Genomic DNA, 15,298 nt, shown 5'->3' with positions numbered 1-15,298 from the left:
TCTTTAGCGGAGCTGTTGGCGAAATTAGTTTGCTAAAACAGCTGCTTGAATATTGATTTTATTGGGAATAAGTTTTTGTTGATAAAAAGCATCTGCGACATCTTGCTGCTTCTTGACCACATCGTTAGAAATTGGAGTGACACCAAAACCCATACGAGAAATTGAGGTATTCAAAATATCAAGCGGTAAGCCTGTCGGTTTTTCTAAGAGTTTTGCCGCATCAGTTTGATGTTGAGACACCCACTGCGTTGTTGTATTCAGTTCATTGACCACAATTTTTAAAACATCGGGATGTTGTTCAGCGAACTTACGATCAGCCAAATAGAATTGATGGTTATTCACCAAGTTTTGACCTGTCGCAAGGACTTTTGCATTGAGTTGCTTTTCTGCAGCAGCAAAGAACGGATCCCAAATCACCCAAGCATCTACTGCACCTTTTTCAAAAGCGGCACGGGCATCAGCTGGTGGTAGATAGACCACTTGAATATCATCAAGTTTTAAATGATTTGCTTCCAAAACTTTGAGTAAAAGATAATGTACATTTGAACCTTTATTCAAAACTACACGCTTACCTTTTAAATCTTGGACCGATCGAATGGCTGAATCTTTCGGCACAATTAAGGCTTCAGCCAAGGGCGCAGCAGGTTGATTAGCAACATAGACCAGATTTGAGTTTGCAGCTTGGGCGAAAATAGGCGGTGCTTCCCCAGATTCACCAAAGGCGACACTACCAACATTTAAACCTTCTAGAAGTTGTGGCCCAGCAGGGAATTCAACCCATTTAACGTTTACCCCTTTCTCTTTTAAGGCTTTATCTAAGTCACCACGTGCTTTGATGATGGGCAATACCCCATATTTTTGGAAACCGATATTTAAAGTTGTGGTTTCTTGTGGTTTTGAGCATCCACTAAGCATCATGATGGTGGCAAGGCTAACACTAACAAGGGTGATTTTTTTCCAGGAAGGTTGAAATAAGCTCGCCATGAGTCACGATGCTCCTATAAAGTCTAAAAAAGGCATGAGCATCAGCTTAAAAGGCTTTGTATTTTCAAAAAAATAAATTTTTAGTGATTACTAATGAAAAAAATAGATAAACAATAAATTGCTAAGGTTATCTGTAAATGAGAAATATAAAGCTGATATTCTATAAAAATATAATATTATAAGAATTTGAAAATTATGATGTTATTTGTGTTATTCAATCGCCATATATAGATTCCATCCTCAAGAATAAGAAAATACTCTGGTGGATGGAATCTATTGAGATAAGCTTAGAAGCAAATGTGATAATTTGTTTAAAATAATCATTTTGATCAATTTTAAGCAATTGATTTTTTAAAGACCATCGAATTACGTTGATAGTTATATAGCGCTTGGCGAGCCTCAGGTAAATCATCAACATTTGCCATTTCAAAACCATGCTCTAAGAACCAGTGTGCGGTTCGCGTGGTTAAAACAAACAGTTGCTGAATACCCATTTGACGTGCATTTTCTTCTAAAAAATGCAGAATTTGGCTACCACGATTAGATTTACGATAGCTTGGATGTACGGCTACACAGGCAATTTCAGCTGATTTGACTTCATTTTCTGTTGAAGGAATCGGGTAGAGTGCAGCACATGCGAGAATGGTTCCATCTCGCTCAATGACGGCAAATTTCTCGATTTCATTTTCTAAACGTTCGCGTGAACGATACACTAAAATTCCTTCATCTTCCAAAGGGCGTAATAAATTAATCAAGCCACCGACATCACCAATATTTGCCATACGAACTTCTTCATAATGTGCATCAGTGATCATAGTGCCATGCCCATCACGGGTGAAGAGCTCTTTGATCAAGGCACCATCATCGCTGTAGGAAAGTAGATGAACGCGATTTACACCTTTTAGCGATGCTTCTTTTGCATTGTGCAAATGTAAGGCGATTTCAAAATTTGAATCTTGATATTTTTCAATATGTTTATCGAGTTGAAGTGGAGTAATTTCACGTTTCAATTGCGCATACTCATCCATTAAGCCTTGTTGATTTCCTAAAAAAATCAATTTATCAGCTTTGATATGAATGGCTGTTTTTGTCGCCACCTCTTCTGCAAGCAAGTTAAATACTTCACCTGTAGTGGAATATCCTGTGGGTCCCAGTAATACAATATTTTGATTACCTAAATGGCGTTGAATGGCTTCAGTATCAATTGTGCGTACTTCGCCAGTGAGCTGGAAATCGACACCATCACGAATACCATATGGCTTTGCTGTGACAAAATTACCTGAGACCACATCAATGCGTGCGCCAAACATGGGTGAATTAGCAAGCCCCATAGATAGTAGTGCTTCGATTTGTAGACGAATAGAACCCACAGCGCTCATGACACAAGGCAATGATTCACGTGTAGTAACACGACGATTGATATGAATAGGACTTTGAATTTTATTGTGAAGCAAATTGGCAGTAATTTGCGGGCGTGCGCCGTGGACCAAAATCAGTCGTATGCCCAATGAATGGAGCAGGGCAATATCATGAATAATATGCTGAAAATTTTCGTGTTCAACAGCTTCACCACCAAACATCAATACAAAGGTTTTACCACGATGAGCATTGATATAGGGTGCAGAGTGACGAAACCAATGCACGTATTCTTGTGTTGTGCTTTGTATTGTTTCTAAACTGTCGGTTTGCATGCCTATCTCAGTATTGATGATTGCTATACCGCGATTCTAAACAAAAATAGCGTAAGAATAATAGAGTCTGCTAACAATTCGTCTATGTTTGCGACTATGCGACTTTTTAGGTGAAACAACGCACGAAATACGAAATATAGTTATTCTAAATGATGAGAAACATCTTTCGCAATGTAACGTCGTCACGGCAAAAAACGCTAGTCCCCATTGCTGTGCCTTGCGCGCTGCAAACAAAGCAATGCTTTGTTCTTGCTCAGGTTGTAGCTAAAATGATCTCAAGTTTCATGTTTTATGACGTTTATGTCTCATGCTCGATTATATTCGACTACACAAGCCATTTATGAAATGTCAACAGACGCTATTGAATAAAAAAAGCACTCGAACGTGGGAGGACGAGTGCGAAAGGGTATATTAATTTTACGATTCACTTTGGAATATTGAGTTAAAAGCCAGATATTTTAACGATTGCTGTTCATCGAAATTACACATTCTAATCTTTCATTTTGAACAATTTACTGATGATATTTGGCTTTTCTATTTCACTCAATAATTAATGCCTTCACATTAAATCTAATCGTAAAATATAGAGAAACTATGGAGATATAAATGAAAGTATGTGTTTTATTTATTTGTTGAATCAATTAGGTTTTAAGCGGATTCTCAAAATATGAAAAAACCCAAGCTAACTTGGGTTTGAAACTTAAAATATAGCCATTAATCAATCACGCGAATAATACGATTATTTCGCTCATTTACGAGCACATAGTCACCATTCACTTTGTACCATTGCTGATATCTTCCAGGTTTAGGTAACTGGCGGTAGTTTTTATAATTGACATGATAGCGCGAAGAATTGAATTGAGTCGGGAAGTACTGCCCTGAGCGCCAGCGTTGATTCGAATTTACGCGGTTGTCATAATGATTGTTTTTATTCCAACGATTGTCATATTTATGATCCCAATGGTTTTGTTGATAGCGCTGGTTATCATTTCGATGATAATCATGGGGTGCAGCGATCGCCGATGTTGCAATAAAAGCACTCATTGATAAAGCTAGTGTGGTTAAGATATTTTTCATTTGATACACCTGAATTGAACTTTTGTCCTTTGATGTAATCAAATTACTCAATCATTTGAGATAAACAGTGAGCATGGTTTAGGTGAATTGTGAAATGTATGAAGACTTGATGAAGAGACATATTGGCATTTTCTTTTCACAATTAAAAAAGCCCAAAAATGAATTTGGGCTGTAAATCTAGCAGTTTAGATATTATCGAATGACACGAATAATATGATGGTTGCGTTCATTGACCAGTACATAACGGCCATCTACTTTATACCAACGTTCAAATTTAGCAGGTTGATGCAGATTTTTGTATGTCCGATAATCATTCACGTAATATCGATTGTCCTGATAACGATCAGGTAAAATTACACCCTCTCGCCATTCAAATTTTTCATGTGATGTAGCAGGACGATGATCACGCCCATGATCCCAGTTGGCCATTACCGAAGTTGTAACTAAGGCACTGAGTGATAGTGTGATTGCGCTTATAACCTTTCTCATTTGATTCGACCTTTTAAGACGGATAGTTTATCCGATCATTCAAACTACAATTTAAGTTAAGATAAAAAATGGAGAAATATCATTCGATTGTCAATTTTATGGAGGTTTCTAGAGTTTTTTAAAAACAGAGTGTAAAAACTGAAATTTAGGCAAAAAAAAAGCTCAAACAAAAAAGGTGTTTGAGCCTATGAAAGCAAAATATTTAAAAAACTACATCCCTCGGATATTCACAATATTATTATTATCTGAATCGACCAAGATATAGTCATTGTTAATCTTATACCACTGTTGATTACGCGAAGGCTTTGGAAGGTTTTCGTCTTTATAATCAACTTTGTAACTATTACCACGATAATGCTGTGGCATTACATAACCCATTTGCCATTTGTGCTGTTGCAAACGTTTTACGCCACGTTCTTCACGTTCACGACGTTGTTCTTGAATGTTGTCATCATCATTACCACGATCACGATGATTGCGTCCACGATCTCCACGTTCGCTTTTGCCACGATCAAAACCATTGTCATCGTCAAAATGAGGACCTGCACTGCTGATCTGAGCCGTCAACAGTGTTGATAAAGAGATGGCGATGATCGCTAAAATCTTTTTCATAATCGTCCTCGCTTATTCAATATGTTTATTTTGACCTCACTAATGTACTGCTAAATTGCAGAGAAACTGTGAAGAAAGTTCAGTTTTTCATTTAAAATGACAGACATAATAAAAACATATTTATATAAAAGTGAAAAGGATTATTGCAAAGCTTTGGCCTGTAATGCATTGCAGCAAATTTTTTTAAGCGGAATAGGTAGCTAAAAAATGTAAATATTTATGAAAATATACTTAGAGAGATGACTCCGCTATAAATTCAGCATGAAAGATTAAGACCACTGCTGATTCATCTCCTTTAAGCAATTGATTGCTTTGATAATATCTTTTGCTTGATGCGCATCATCTAAGGCCTGAATAAAATGATTTGGGAGCTGTAATTGTTCGATAGAGCGAATCATCTCCACTTTATGTTTTAAATCTTTCATAAAAAACGCCTCAAATTGATCTGTTTAACTTGAGTAACACTATAGAAGAATTCTTGTTATTTAAGAAACTGAATAAAATTATAGTTTTTATTGGGTAAAACGATTTTAATGTAAGTCTTTATAATATTTTTAGTTTGACTCTATGATCAATAGTTTAAATGAGAGGATCTCTTATGATTTTCTCCACACTTCGAAAAGCGTGGAGAAAGAAAGATGGAGCTAATCCTGTGCGTCAATACTTTCACCATTCAACGCAAGGCTATCATCTCCCATGAGGTAGAGATAAGCAGGCATGATGGCTTCAGGTGATGGTAAAACCTTTGGGTCCTCATCAGGATAAGCTTTGGCACGCATAGCGGTACGGGTCCCACCTGGGTTGATACAGTTATAACGAATATTTGGATAAGTATTTTCTTTGGCAAATATTTTACTGACCGCTTCAATCGCAATCTTTGAAACCGAGTAAGCACCCCATTGCGCACGTGCTTCACGTCCTACACCAGAGCTAGCGAAAACGACTGATGCATTTTCAGATTTTTCCAGTAAAGGCAGTAATTCTTGGGTGAGCACAAAAGGTGCACGTAAATTCACCGCCATGACATCATCCCAGATCTCTTCTGGATAATGTGCCAACTCAACACGCTCTCCTAAGATTCCAGCATTATGCAAAATACCATCTAAGCGACCAAATTGTTGCTCTAGAGTATCAACAAGCAGTTCATAGTCACGTGAAGAGGCAGTAGAAAGCTGCAAAGGAAGAATAGCAGGTTGGGGGGCACCAAGTGATTCAATTTCATCATAAATGACTTCAAGTTTATTGAGCGTGCGACCATGTAACACGACTGTTGCGCCGTGTAAGGCATAGCTGAGCGCAGCAGCACGTCCAATACCGTCTCCCGCACCCGTAATGAGGATAATTTTATCCTTCAATAAATCTGGGCGAGGTTGATATTCTGAATACTTCATGGGAGACCTCCTATAATTGTTATGATGTAATTTAGGCTTTTGACGCAATGTCCTGACCATATAAAACAATGTTTCTCATCATTTAGAATGATTAAATTTTTTACGTCTTAGCTTACACTGTTGGAAATGCACTGCTCATTATAAATAAGTGAACTGCCAACCAGCCTATGTTCTATATAAAAACATTGAAACATCATATTCAAGATGTTTCAGTGTTACTTATCATGTTGTTAGGTAAATTGTATGATTTTTTGGGATTTAAATATCTACAAGTTTTCGAATAACTTGATGTAATTCATTAACATTCCCTACGATACAGTCGGCTTGCCAAGCATTTAAATCATCTTTGTACTGTAATGGTAAATAACCATAAGCTGCGAGAATTGTATACATTTGTGCATTACGTCCTGCATCAATATCTCGCGGATGATCACCCACATAGATACATTGTTCAGGTGCAATATCAATTTGCTTTGCTGCTAGATACATTGGCTCTGGATCTGGTTTGGTCTGAGTGACATCTTCAGGGCACACCAGAACAGCGCAACGTTGTGTGAGGTTCAATGCGTTCAATAATGATTCACTTAACCAACGTGGTTTATTGGTCACAATACCCCATGGGATTTGCTGGCTTTCTAACTCTGCCAGAAGAGGATACATACCAGCAAACAGATCTGTGTCTACAGCAATGTCATCACCATACAGATCTAAAAAGCGTTGACGATGTGCTAAAAAAATCGGATCATCCACTTCAAGCTCTGGATAAACCAGTTTTACCATTGCGCGTGCACCCTCAGAAACCTGAGTACGGATCAAATCTGCATCAACCACTGCACGTCCTTCTTCTCGACACATATTTTGAATAATACGGATAAAGTCTGCAGCCGTATCAATCAGTGTCCCATCTAAATCAAAAAGAACAGCTTGCATCAAACACCTTCATTCACAGTATAAACCATGTAATTCACATCAACATTGGGCGCAAGCCAGTAATGTTTTGTGAGTGGGTTGTAGTGTAAGCCGGTCATATCTTTAAGTTTTAAACCTGAGTTACGAATGTCATCAGCAAGTTCAGACGGTTTAATAAATTTATGATAATCGTGGGTGCCTTTTTTCAATAAACGTAATACATATTCCGCACCAATAATTGCGAATAAATAAGACTTTGGATTACGATTAATTGTTGAAAAAAACACATGACCATTTGGTTTAACTAGCTTTTGACAAGCTTGGATGATAGAAGCTGGGTCAGGAACGTGTTCCAACATTTCCATACATGTAACAATATCGTATTGCCCTGCTTGTTCTTCTGCGAGTTGCTCCACAGGGACTTGGCGATATTCAATATTTTGAACATTTTCCTGTTCAGCATGTAAGCGAGCGACATTCAATGGTGCTACACCCATGTCAATACCTAAAACATTGGCGCCACGACGTGCCATACTTTCAGCCAAAATCCCACCACCACATCCTACATCAAGAATCTTTTTACCTGTAAGACCGTTGGCATGTTCATCAATCCAGTTTAAACGCAGTGGATTGATTTGATGTAAAGGTCTGAACTCAGAGTGTTGATCCCACCATAAAGCAGCAAGCGCTTCAAATTTAGCAATTTCCTGTGGATCAACATTAAGTTGCGACATGCCGGGCACCTCTAAGTAAATTGTTTTAATCAAAAATTAAGTTCAGTTATGCTAGTGTTTGTTAACACTTCGTCTATTTATGAAATATCAACAGACCCTAGTGTAACCATAAATCCAAAAAAAGCGATGAATCGTGTAAAAAACTTCACAGAAGGAAAACGATTTTCCCATATTTGTTTTATAGTGAATGCATAAGCTATACGAGATGACGACGAGGACAATAAAGTCAATGAAAAAATTTATTTTAGGTGGCATGACTGCCATGGTAATGGCATTTTCTGCAAACGCCATGGCTGCTGATTTTGTTGCAGGTAAAGATTATACCGTGGTGCAAAATCCAGGAAAAGTTTCTGTTCCTGGTAAAATTGAAGTGCGTGAGTTTTTTTGGTATGGATGCCCTCACTGCTTTACATTAGAACCGCATATGCAAGCGTGGTTAAAGAAAATCCCTAAAGATGTCAACTTTATTCGTACCCCAGCAGCGATGAATCCATTATGGGAGCAAGGTGCTCGAGCATATTATGTGAGTGAGGCATTGGGTGTACGTAAGCGTACGCATTTACCTTTATTCCATACCAATCATGCAGGTAATCAGCAAGTTCTACAAAAAGATGCTTTTGCTAAATTCTTCACTCAGTACGGTGTGCCTGAGGCGAAATTTAACAGCATGTATAGCTCTTTTGCGATTACTGCAAAAATTGCTGAATCAAATCAATTGGCACAACAGTATCAGCTTTCAGGTGTTCCTGCTGTTGTGGTAAATGGTAAATATGTGGTTCAAGGTGAAGACGGTAAAGTGACGCAAGTCCTTGACTATCTCATCAATAAAGAACGTAAAGCCAAATAAGCTTTTATGTTTTTAAAACCCGCAATTGCGGGTTTTTTATTGCGGGTGATATAGAGGCGAGTTTGGGAGATAAATTAAGCTCTATCTTGGTCCCAATTTTCGATGCCTTTAAAAATTAAGCGGATTTGCGTCACCGATTGTTTTTTAAGGACCATTTTTTGCAACTCAAGTTCTATGCCAGAGTATTGTCGAGATAAGTTGATCCATGACATTGCCCAAGTAAAAGATAAATTAATCAAAATATTGGTGATCACTTTTAAATCATTTTCATCATGAAAATTTGCGATAACTTCAAACTTTTTTAACGCGTTGGCAAGATCATCATTCAGGAAGTCAATTTCACGGGAAATGGCTTTACGCACCACTTCCGAACCGCCCCAACGTTCCGCAATCATAAAAATCCATTGTTGCGAGCTGCTGTCTACCGCCTCAAAAAACAGCACCATGCTGGTTTTGGTTTTCGCTTCAGGATGTGCTAGGCCTTTTCCCAACTGGTGTAAGACATTCTTTAAATAAAGCGCAACTTGATCTACCAGTTCTTTCCCCAATTCATCCATATCTTGGAAATGGCGATAAAACGCTGTTGGGACCAAACCGACTTCACGGGCAACTTCTCGCAAACTGATACTCGAAAATGAACGACCTGAAGTGCTTAAGGTTAAAGCAGCATCAAGTAAAGCCTGACGGCTTTGCTGTTTTCGTTCATCGCGTATCGACATTCTGGTATCCAAAGATTTTTGTTGTGATGAGTCTATCAAAAATAAAAACAAATTAAACGACGAATGTCAGTGTACAGGTGTTGACTGAATTTAAAAAATGATTATAGTGTACATATGTTCACTAAAAGAACGTTTGTTCACTCAATAAATAGCAAGCACAAAGAGGAACGTCACATGAGTAGCTATATGCAGTATCAGCCAGAATGGGTTCGTGAGGATTTTGTCGATTTTATCGCTGAAAAAATCAATCCTGTTTGGGCTTGGAAAAAGGTAAAAGCCACGATTATTAAAACTCGTGCATTAAGCCCTGATTTTTATCAAATTCAATTACGTCCAAATCGTAATTTTAAGCATCAACAGTTTAAAGCGGGACAATCTGTTCTTGTAACTGTTGAAATTGCGGGTGTACGTCAACAACGTAGTTATTCTGTGGTTAAATTTTTGAATAATGGCGATATGATCATTGCTGTAAAACAACAGGGTAAAGTCTCCAATGCGCTGAGCCAAATGGCTTTTGGTAGCATTGTTGAACTGTCACAAGCTCAGGGTGATTTTGTTTTAGCTCCCGATGCATCGCCATTGTTATTGATTGCGTCAGGCAGTGGAATTACCGCAATCCATTCATTATTGCTTGAAGCACTCAAAGATTCAAATCGTCCAATTGATTTAATTTATTTTAGTCGTGATGAGGCTTTTCATGCAGATCTAGAACAGCTTTATCAGCAACATTCATTGTTGAATTATCACTATATTCATACCGCGCAACAAAAACAGCATTTAACTATCGAGTTATTGGAAAGTTTGGTTCCTGATTTCCAACAGCGTCAAAGCTATGCGTGTGGTGCTCGTGCAATGATGCAAAGCATCAATCAAATTTTTCAAGATTTGAATATTGCAGATCGTTTGAAACAAGAATTTTTCCAGATCGCTGTAGATGAAACTTTAGAAGAACAACCCGTGGTGTTTTTGCGTTCACAACAAGAATTTGCTGCGAAATCAAATCTTCTTGAAAGCGCTGAACAAGCGGGATTAAAGCCAACTCATGGTTGCCGTATGGGGATCTGCAATACTTGTACATGTACTAAAGTGAGTGGTTCGACCAAAAATATGCTGACAGGAGAAATTGACCATGCTTCAAATACACAGATCAAATTGTGTATCAGCCAAGCAATAAGTCCTGTGGTTATTAATCTGTAAATTAAAACAATCATTTAAATAAATTTAAACAACTTCTCGGTCTGTTGAACCTAGGCTTAGGAAGTTGTACCTAAATTCAGCTAAGGCTTCTAGAAATGAAGCGCTGAGGAGCAAGACGATGAATATGTCAGTTACTTTTCCAAACAGTAAATCGAAACATTTAAACCCAGAGCAAACCGCAGAGTTTGGTCGCCGTGTTGATGAAATCCGCCGTGAAATCATGGACAGTTTAGGTGAACAAGATGCCAAGTATATTTATAAAATCCGTAATTTTGTCCGTTATAGTGAAATTGCTTCACGTGGTATGTTGATGTTTGGCGGATGGATTCCACCTGTTTGGGTGGTGGGCACAGGATTGTTGGGCATTTCCAAAATCGTGGAAAATATGGAGTTGGGTCATAATGTTATGCATGGCCAATTCGATTGGTTAAATGACCCAAGTTTGAATGGTGCAAATTACGACTGGGATACCATGGCAACAGGTGATGATTGGAAATACACACATAATTATGTGCATCACACCTATACCAATATTGTGGGTAAAGACCATGATGTGGGTTATGGTTTACTCCGTGTTAGTGAATCACAGAAATGGGAACCGCGTTTTTTGTTTAATATTCCTTTAGCGATTCAATTGATGGTGTTTTTTGAATGGTATGTTGGCTTACAAAATTTACATTTGGAAGATGCGCTGATTTATAAAACAAAAACTTGGAAGCAGGTCTGGGCAGATGCTGCAAAATTTCGTAAAAAAGCCCGTCGTCAAATTCTAAAAGATTATGTATTTTTTCCTGTGATTGCAGGACCCAATGCTTTACCTGTTTTAGCTGGGAATGCCATTGCCAATGTGATCCGCAGTTTGTGGTCTTCAGCGGTGATCTTTAATGGTCATTTCACTGAAGATGCAGAGACTTTTGAAGCTGACAATGTGGAAAATGAAACCCGTGCTGAGTGGTATTTACGTCAGATTCGTGGTTCTAGTAATTTTACTGGAACAGACTGGTTGCATATTTTAAGTGGGAATTTAAGTCATCAGATTGAACATCATTTGTTCCCTGATATGCCTGCCAATCGTTATTCAGAAGCTGCTCCAAAAATTAGAGCTTTATGTGTGGAATATGGCATCAACTATAATGAAGCAGATTTCATGAAACAGTTTGGCAGTGTATGGGTTCGTTTAGCCAAATGCTCTTTGCCAAATAGTTTAACAACCACCATTACTCAGTCTTTACAGAAGTTAAAGGGTATTTTTGCTTAAGTCCTTTTTTATAAATCTTGATTGTGAAATTTTACCAATTCCAAAGCACCGTGTTGATGTCAACAAGGTGCTTTTAATTTATTTTTAACTGGCTTAATACAAAAAAACTTAAAAAGAACGAGAAAATTATAAATAAAATACTGAAAATAGAACAAATAAATTGATTTCTAAAAAAATTATTTAGATTACTTATGTAAGATTAAGTTCTTAAAATGGCATTAAAGTCAGAAAGAATTTTGTTAAAAAATTGTCAAAATAAACAAGTGATAAAAAAATAAATTAAAATATGCATTTGGGAGAGTGATTAAATTAGTTTTCTGTAAGATAATTGGCTAAATTGATAATGTAATTTTTATCCAAATTTTGGGTAGAAATAGCATATCTATACCCATTTTGAACAAACCTAAGACTATAGGTTTGTTCAAAATCGAAAGTTTCAAATGTTGCAGGTATTTCATTGGGTAAACGATAATTTAATGTCTCTTCTATAATTAATAACTTCATTCCATCTTTAGATAATTTCGTTTGGTTAATTTCAATTTTTTCCCCATTAGGTGCTTCATATAAGCGATATAAAGAATAAAATCCTTTGTTTTTAGTATATCCCCCAGAATAATAGGAACCTGTTAATTTTAAGGTGCTATTGCTTAATAGTAAATCTTTAGGTGAAAAACTAACTTTCTCTTTAATAGTGTTGTATCCATATTTTTTTTGAAAATTTCTATATTTTTCTATATTTGAAAATTCATGAGTTATTTTCCCTCCACTTAAGCTTCCATATTTATATAAGCTATTTATTTTATTTAATAAATCAATTTTCTTCTCTTGTGTTAGAGGTGCATTTTTTAAGCTTACTACTGTTAAAAAAGCTGATTCAGCAAACATATTTTTAATTTGGTTTGTTTCAGATATAATTATTTTACTAGCCTTTTTATTTTCCTCTTGGTCTGAAATAGCCTCAGGTAAAGCTAAATTATTTTTTTGCTTTTCCGGTTTATTTTGATTAACTTGTTCTTTTACTACGAAGAAAAAGGATCTTATTCCTATAAAAAGAGAGACCAAACCAATTAGTAACATACTAATGATTAGTTTTTTATTTTTCATTACCAAGGCCATCCCTGACTAAGATTACAGTCTGTTGCTAAAGTTTCTCGATATCCAATATCTCCACCAATAGCGAATTCATAAATATGTTTTCCTTTAACAGACCAATTTCTATTTGGCCGAAAAAAACTATCAATATACCCAGCGTAGGCTCTATAACCATACTCCATATCTGGATTTGGAAAATCTGTAACTGTTGAAGAAGCTTTTGATCTCATTGTTCCATTTGCAGTAGTTTGTTTCGTTTCTACAATCATGGCTTTGGGGAAGCTTAGAGTCCAACTAAATGATTCATTATGATATCCAACTCCTTCAGGAGAAATTGCTTTACAATTTGCCCTACTAGCCATAATTGGAATACCATCATCTGCATAAACGAAAGAGTTGATCCCTGAAAGTATTAGGCAATAACTTAGTATTTTAACGAATGACTTATTCATGTTTTTTTATTTTTCCTAAAATAATATTAAATAAAATATAAAGGATAATATTGTATTGTCTATTAAAAAAACATTATTTAAATTGTAAGTATTAATTATCTATATAAAAGTATTGAATAACAAATAGAACGATTAAGACAAGTATAATTATTAAAATATTTCTATATTTTTCACATATGTTTCCATACATAATGTGAGTTTTATTAAAGAGAAGTAATAATTCATAAAACCTTTACTCTGATTTAAAAGCTAAAATTATTCTTATATAAATAAAAAAATAGGAAAAATAAAATTATATTGATATTAATCTAGTAAATAGTATCTAAAAGTATTTTTAATAGATGAAATATTTATTAATTTGGATCATTAAATAATTTTATTCAATCATGGGGGCAATCGTATAGATATAAAAAATTATGAAATAAATTAATAGGAAAATTAGTCGTCATTTTATTAAATTCGAGTCAGCTTTACTTTTTGGCCAATTGTATAAAATATAGAGATGTAACTTATGTGGCTTTATACAAAAATGAATTTATTTAATTTAGAAGATATTACATAAAGATATTGTAAATGGATTTGCTGAACATATCTCATATTATTATGAGAATGTAGTCTATGAGGCTCTTGTCACTAATTATAGATGACTTGAATCTGAATATGATTCGCTACTTTACAGCGAACAATTTCAAAAACCACCCTCTTGTAACAAAACCATCTCTCTTAGATCTGTTATAATAAGTCGCAATATTTTTTGAATTCCATAAGGACAAGCTATGCGTATCGACCAACGTGCATTAGATCAATTACGTGAAGTTAAAATTACCCGTAACTACACCCGTTATGCGGAAGGTTCAGTATTGGTTGAATTTGGTCATACAAAAGTGCTGTGTACTGCAAGTATTGACAATTCAGTGCCACGTTTCTTAAAAGGTCAGGGCCAAGGCTGGGTGACTGCAGAATACGGTATGTTGCCACGTTCTACCCATACACGTAGCGACCGTGAAGCTGCTCGCGGTAAGCAATCTGGTCGTACTCAAGAAATTCAACGTTTGATTGGTCGTAGCTTACGTGCAATGGTGGATTTGAAAAAATTGGGTGAAAACACCATTACCATTGATTGCGATGTGATTCAGGCAGATGGTGGTACACGTACTGCTGCAATTACGGGTGCTGCGGTTGCATTAATTGATGCCATGAATGTACTTCTTGAGAAAAAGAAAATTAAGCACGATCCATTAAAAGGCCTCGTTGCTGCAATTTCTGTCGGCATGTATCAAGATGAAGTATTGCTTGATCTTTGTTATGAAGAAGATTCTAACTGCCAAACTGACTTGAATGTGGTGATGACTCAAGCAGGTGAATTTATTGAAATTCAAGGGACTGCAGAAGAAAAACCATTTACACGCGCTCAATCTAATGCAATGCTTGAAATGGCTGAAAAGGGTATTCAGGAATTGGTAAAAAAACAACAAGAAGCGCTTGGTTGGTAATTCTAAAATATTGATATATTTTTATAATCAAAACGCATCTTCGGATGCGTTTTTTATTCCGTAAACTTGTTTTAAACTAAGTCGCTTATTTATAAATTAAAACAAATATTTGATATTTATCATATTTTAAAAAATATTCATCAAACTGCCATAAAAACTTCACTCTAGCGTCATACCAGTTGTATTGACTATCCCTACCTTTATTTCATGGATAGGACAATGCGAAATTTTTTGCTGATTTTAGTGACCAGCCTGAGTGTCTTACTCAGTGCTTGTAATGATGATAATGAAAGCTCAACGACGAATCCACAGCCACCCGCTGCGTGTAAAGTACATTGCGCACCATAATAAAA

Annotated in this window: 17 protein-coding genes; 5 read left to right on the top strand and 12 right to left on the bottom strand. The window is 36.2% G+C overall.

The annotated features are described in order from the left end of the window. Positions 1–24: 24 nt before the first annotated feature. From WFN33_RS15075 to ubiG, 9 genes are all read right to left on the bottom strand, one after another. Positions 25–984: a sulfonate ABC transporter substrate-binding protein gene (locus tag WFN33_RS15075; RefSeq protein WP_336953838.1), complete on the bottom strand. Its 960-nt coding sequence runs from the start codon at positions 982–984 to the stop codon at positions 25–27. A 335-nt stretch (positions 985–1,319) separates the two neighbouring features. Further along, positions 1,320–2,675, bottom strand: a complete 1,356-nt coding sequence (gene argA / locus WFN33_RS15070; protein ID WP_336953837.1) for an amino-acid N-acetyltransferase — start codon at positions 2,673–2,675, stop codon at positions 1,320–1,322. Between the two features lie 714 nt (positions 2,676–3,389). Continuing rightward, positions 3,390–3,752 (bottom strand): RcnB family protein, encoded by a 363-nt coding sequence (locus WFN33_RS15065; protein WP_336953836.1) that lies wholly within the window; start codon positions 3,750–3,752, stop codon positions 3,390–3,392. A gap of 192 nt (positions 3,753–3,944) precedes the next feature. Then, positions 3,945–4,241, bottom strand: coding sequence for an RcnB family protein (locus tag WFN33_RS15060; protein WP_336953835.1), 297 nt, complete (start codon positions 4,239–4,241; stop codon positions 3,945–3,947). Positions 4,242–4,451: 210 nt separating this feature from the next. Next, entirely contained in the window at positions 4,452–4,853 is a 402-nt protein-coding gene (locus WFN33_RS15055) for an RcnB family protein (protein WP_336953834.1), read from the bottom strand. Between the two features lie 269 nt (positions 4,854–5,122). After that, on the bottom strand, positions 5,123–5,278 hold the full coding sequence (locus tag WFN33_RS15050; protein WP_336953833.1) for a hypothetical protein: 156 nt from the start codon (positions 5,276–5,278) through the stop codon (positions 5,123–5,125). 219 nt (positions 5,279–5,497) lie between these two features. Continuing rightward, positions 5,498–6,244, bottom strand: a complete 747-nt coding sequence (locus WFN33_RS15045; protein WP_336953832.1) for a YciK family oxidoreductase — start codon at positions 6,242–6,244, stop codon at positions 5,498–5,500. 258 nt (positions 6,245–6,502) lie between these two features. Continuing rightward, positions 6,503–7,177, bottom strand: a complete 675-nt coding sequence (locus tag WFN33_RS15040; RefSeq protein ID WP_336953831.1) for an HAD family hydrolase — start codon at positions 7,175–7,177, stop codon at positions 6,503–6,505. Next, positions 7,174–7,887: a bifunctional 2-polyprenyl-6-hydroxyphenol methylase/3-demethylubiquinol 3-O-methyltransferase UbiG gene (gene ubiG, locus WFN33_RS15035; RefSeq protein ID WP_336953830.1), complete on the bottom strand. Its 714-nt coding sequence runs from the start codon at positions 7,885–7,887 to the stop codon at positions 7,174–7,176. Before ubiG ends, WFN33_RS15040 begins: the two co-directional genes overlap by 4 nt. Before the next feature lie 229 nt (positions 7,888–8,116). Between ubiG and WFN33_RS15030 the strand changes: the two genes are divergently transcribed. Further along, on the top strand, positions 8,117–8,734 hold the full coding sequence (locus WFN33_RS15030; RefSeq protein ID WP_336953829.1) for a thiol:disulfide interchange protein DsbA/DsbL: 618 nt from the start codon (positions 8,117–8,119) through the stop codon (positions 8,732–8,734). Positions 8,735–8,808: 74 nt separating this feature from the next. On the opposite strand, the gene WFN33_RS15025 is transcribed toward WFN33_RS15030, so the two are convergent. After that, positions 8,809–9,453, bottom strand: a complete 645-nt coding sequence (locus WFN33_RS15025) for a TetR family transcriptional regulator (RefSeq protein ID WP_336953828.1) — start codon at positions 9,451–9,453, stop codon at positions 8,809–8,811. 174 nt (positions 9,454–9,627) lie between these two features. Here WFN33_RS15025 and WFN33_RS15020 point away from each other — a divergent pair, with 174 nt between their 5' ends. Both WFN33_RS15020 and WFN33_RS15015 read left to right on the top strand, forming a co-directional pair. Then, complete coding sequence (locus WFN33_RS15020) at positions 9,628–10,650, top strand: ferredoxin reductase (RefSeq protein WP_336953827.1); 1,023 nt, start codon at positions 9,628–9,630, stop codon at positions 10,648–10,650. Between the two features lie 118 nt (positions 10,651–10,768). Further along, complete coding sequence (locus WFN33_RS15015; RefSeq protein ID WP_442892805.1) at positions 10,769–11,908, top strand: fatty acid desaturase family protein; 1,140 nt, start codon at positions 10,769–10,771, stop codon at positions 11,906–11,908. 309 nt (positions 11,909–12,217) lie between these two features. Here the strand turns inward: WFN33_RS15015 and WFN33_RS15010 are convergent, their stop codons facing one another. Beyond that, the gene (locus WFN33_RS15010; RefSeq protein WP_336953826.1) at positions 12,218–13,012 is read right to left on the bottom strand and encodes a hypothetical protein; all 795 of its coding nucleotides are present in this window, start codon (positions 13,010–13,012) and stop codon (positions 12,218–12,220) included. Next, on the bottom strand, positions 13,012–13,452 hold the full coding sequence (locus WFN33_RS15005) for a hypothetical protein (RefSeq protein WP_336953825.1): 441 nt from the start codon (positions 13,450–13,452) through the stop codon (positions 13,012–13,014). The genes WFN33_RS15010 and WFN33_RS15005 overlap by 1 nt, the downstream gene beginning before the upstream one ends. 776 nt (positions 13,453–14,228) lie before the next feature. On the opposite strand from WFN33_RS15005, the gene rph reads away from it, so the two are divergent. Both rph and WFN33_RS14995 read left to right on the top strand, forming a co-directional pair. Further along, complete coding sequence (rph, locus tag WFN33_RS15000; protein WP_004723527.1) at positions 14,229–14,945, top strand: ribonuclease PH; 717 nt, start codon at positions 14,229–14,231, stop codon at positions 14,943–14,945. A 219-nt stretch (positions 14,946–15,164) separates the two neighbouring features. Beyond that, positions 15,165–15,293, top strand: coding sequence for a hypothetical protein (locus tag WFN33_RS14995; RefSeq protein WP_262087376.1), 129 nt, complete (start codon positions 15,165–15,167; stop codon positions 15,291–15,293). Positions 15,294–15,298 lie beyond the last annotated feature (5 nt).

This window comes from Acinetobacter sp. AS167 (assembly GCF_037152175.1).
Taxonomy (GTDB): domain Bacteria; phylum Pseudomonadota; class Gammaproteobacteria; order Pseudomonadales; family Moraxellaceae; genus Acinetobacter.
Note: the sequence above shows the minus strand (reverse complement) of the source record. Positions and strands in the feature narration are given on the sequence as shown.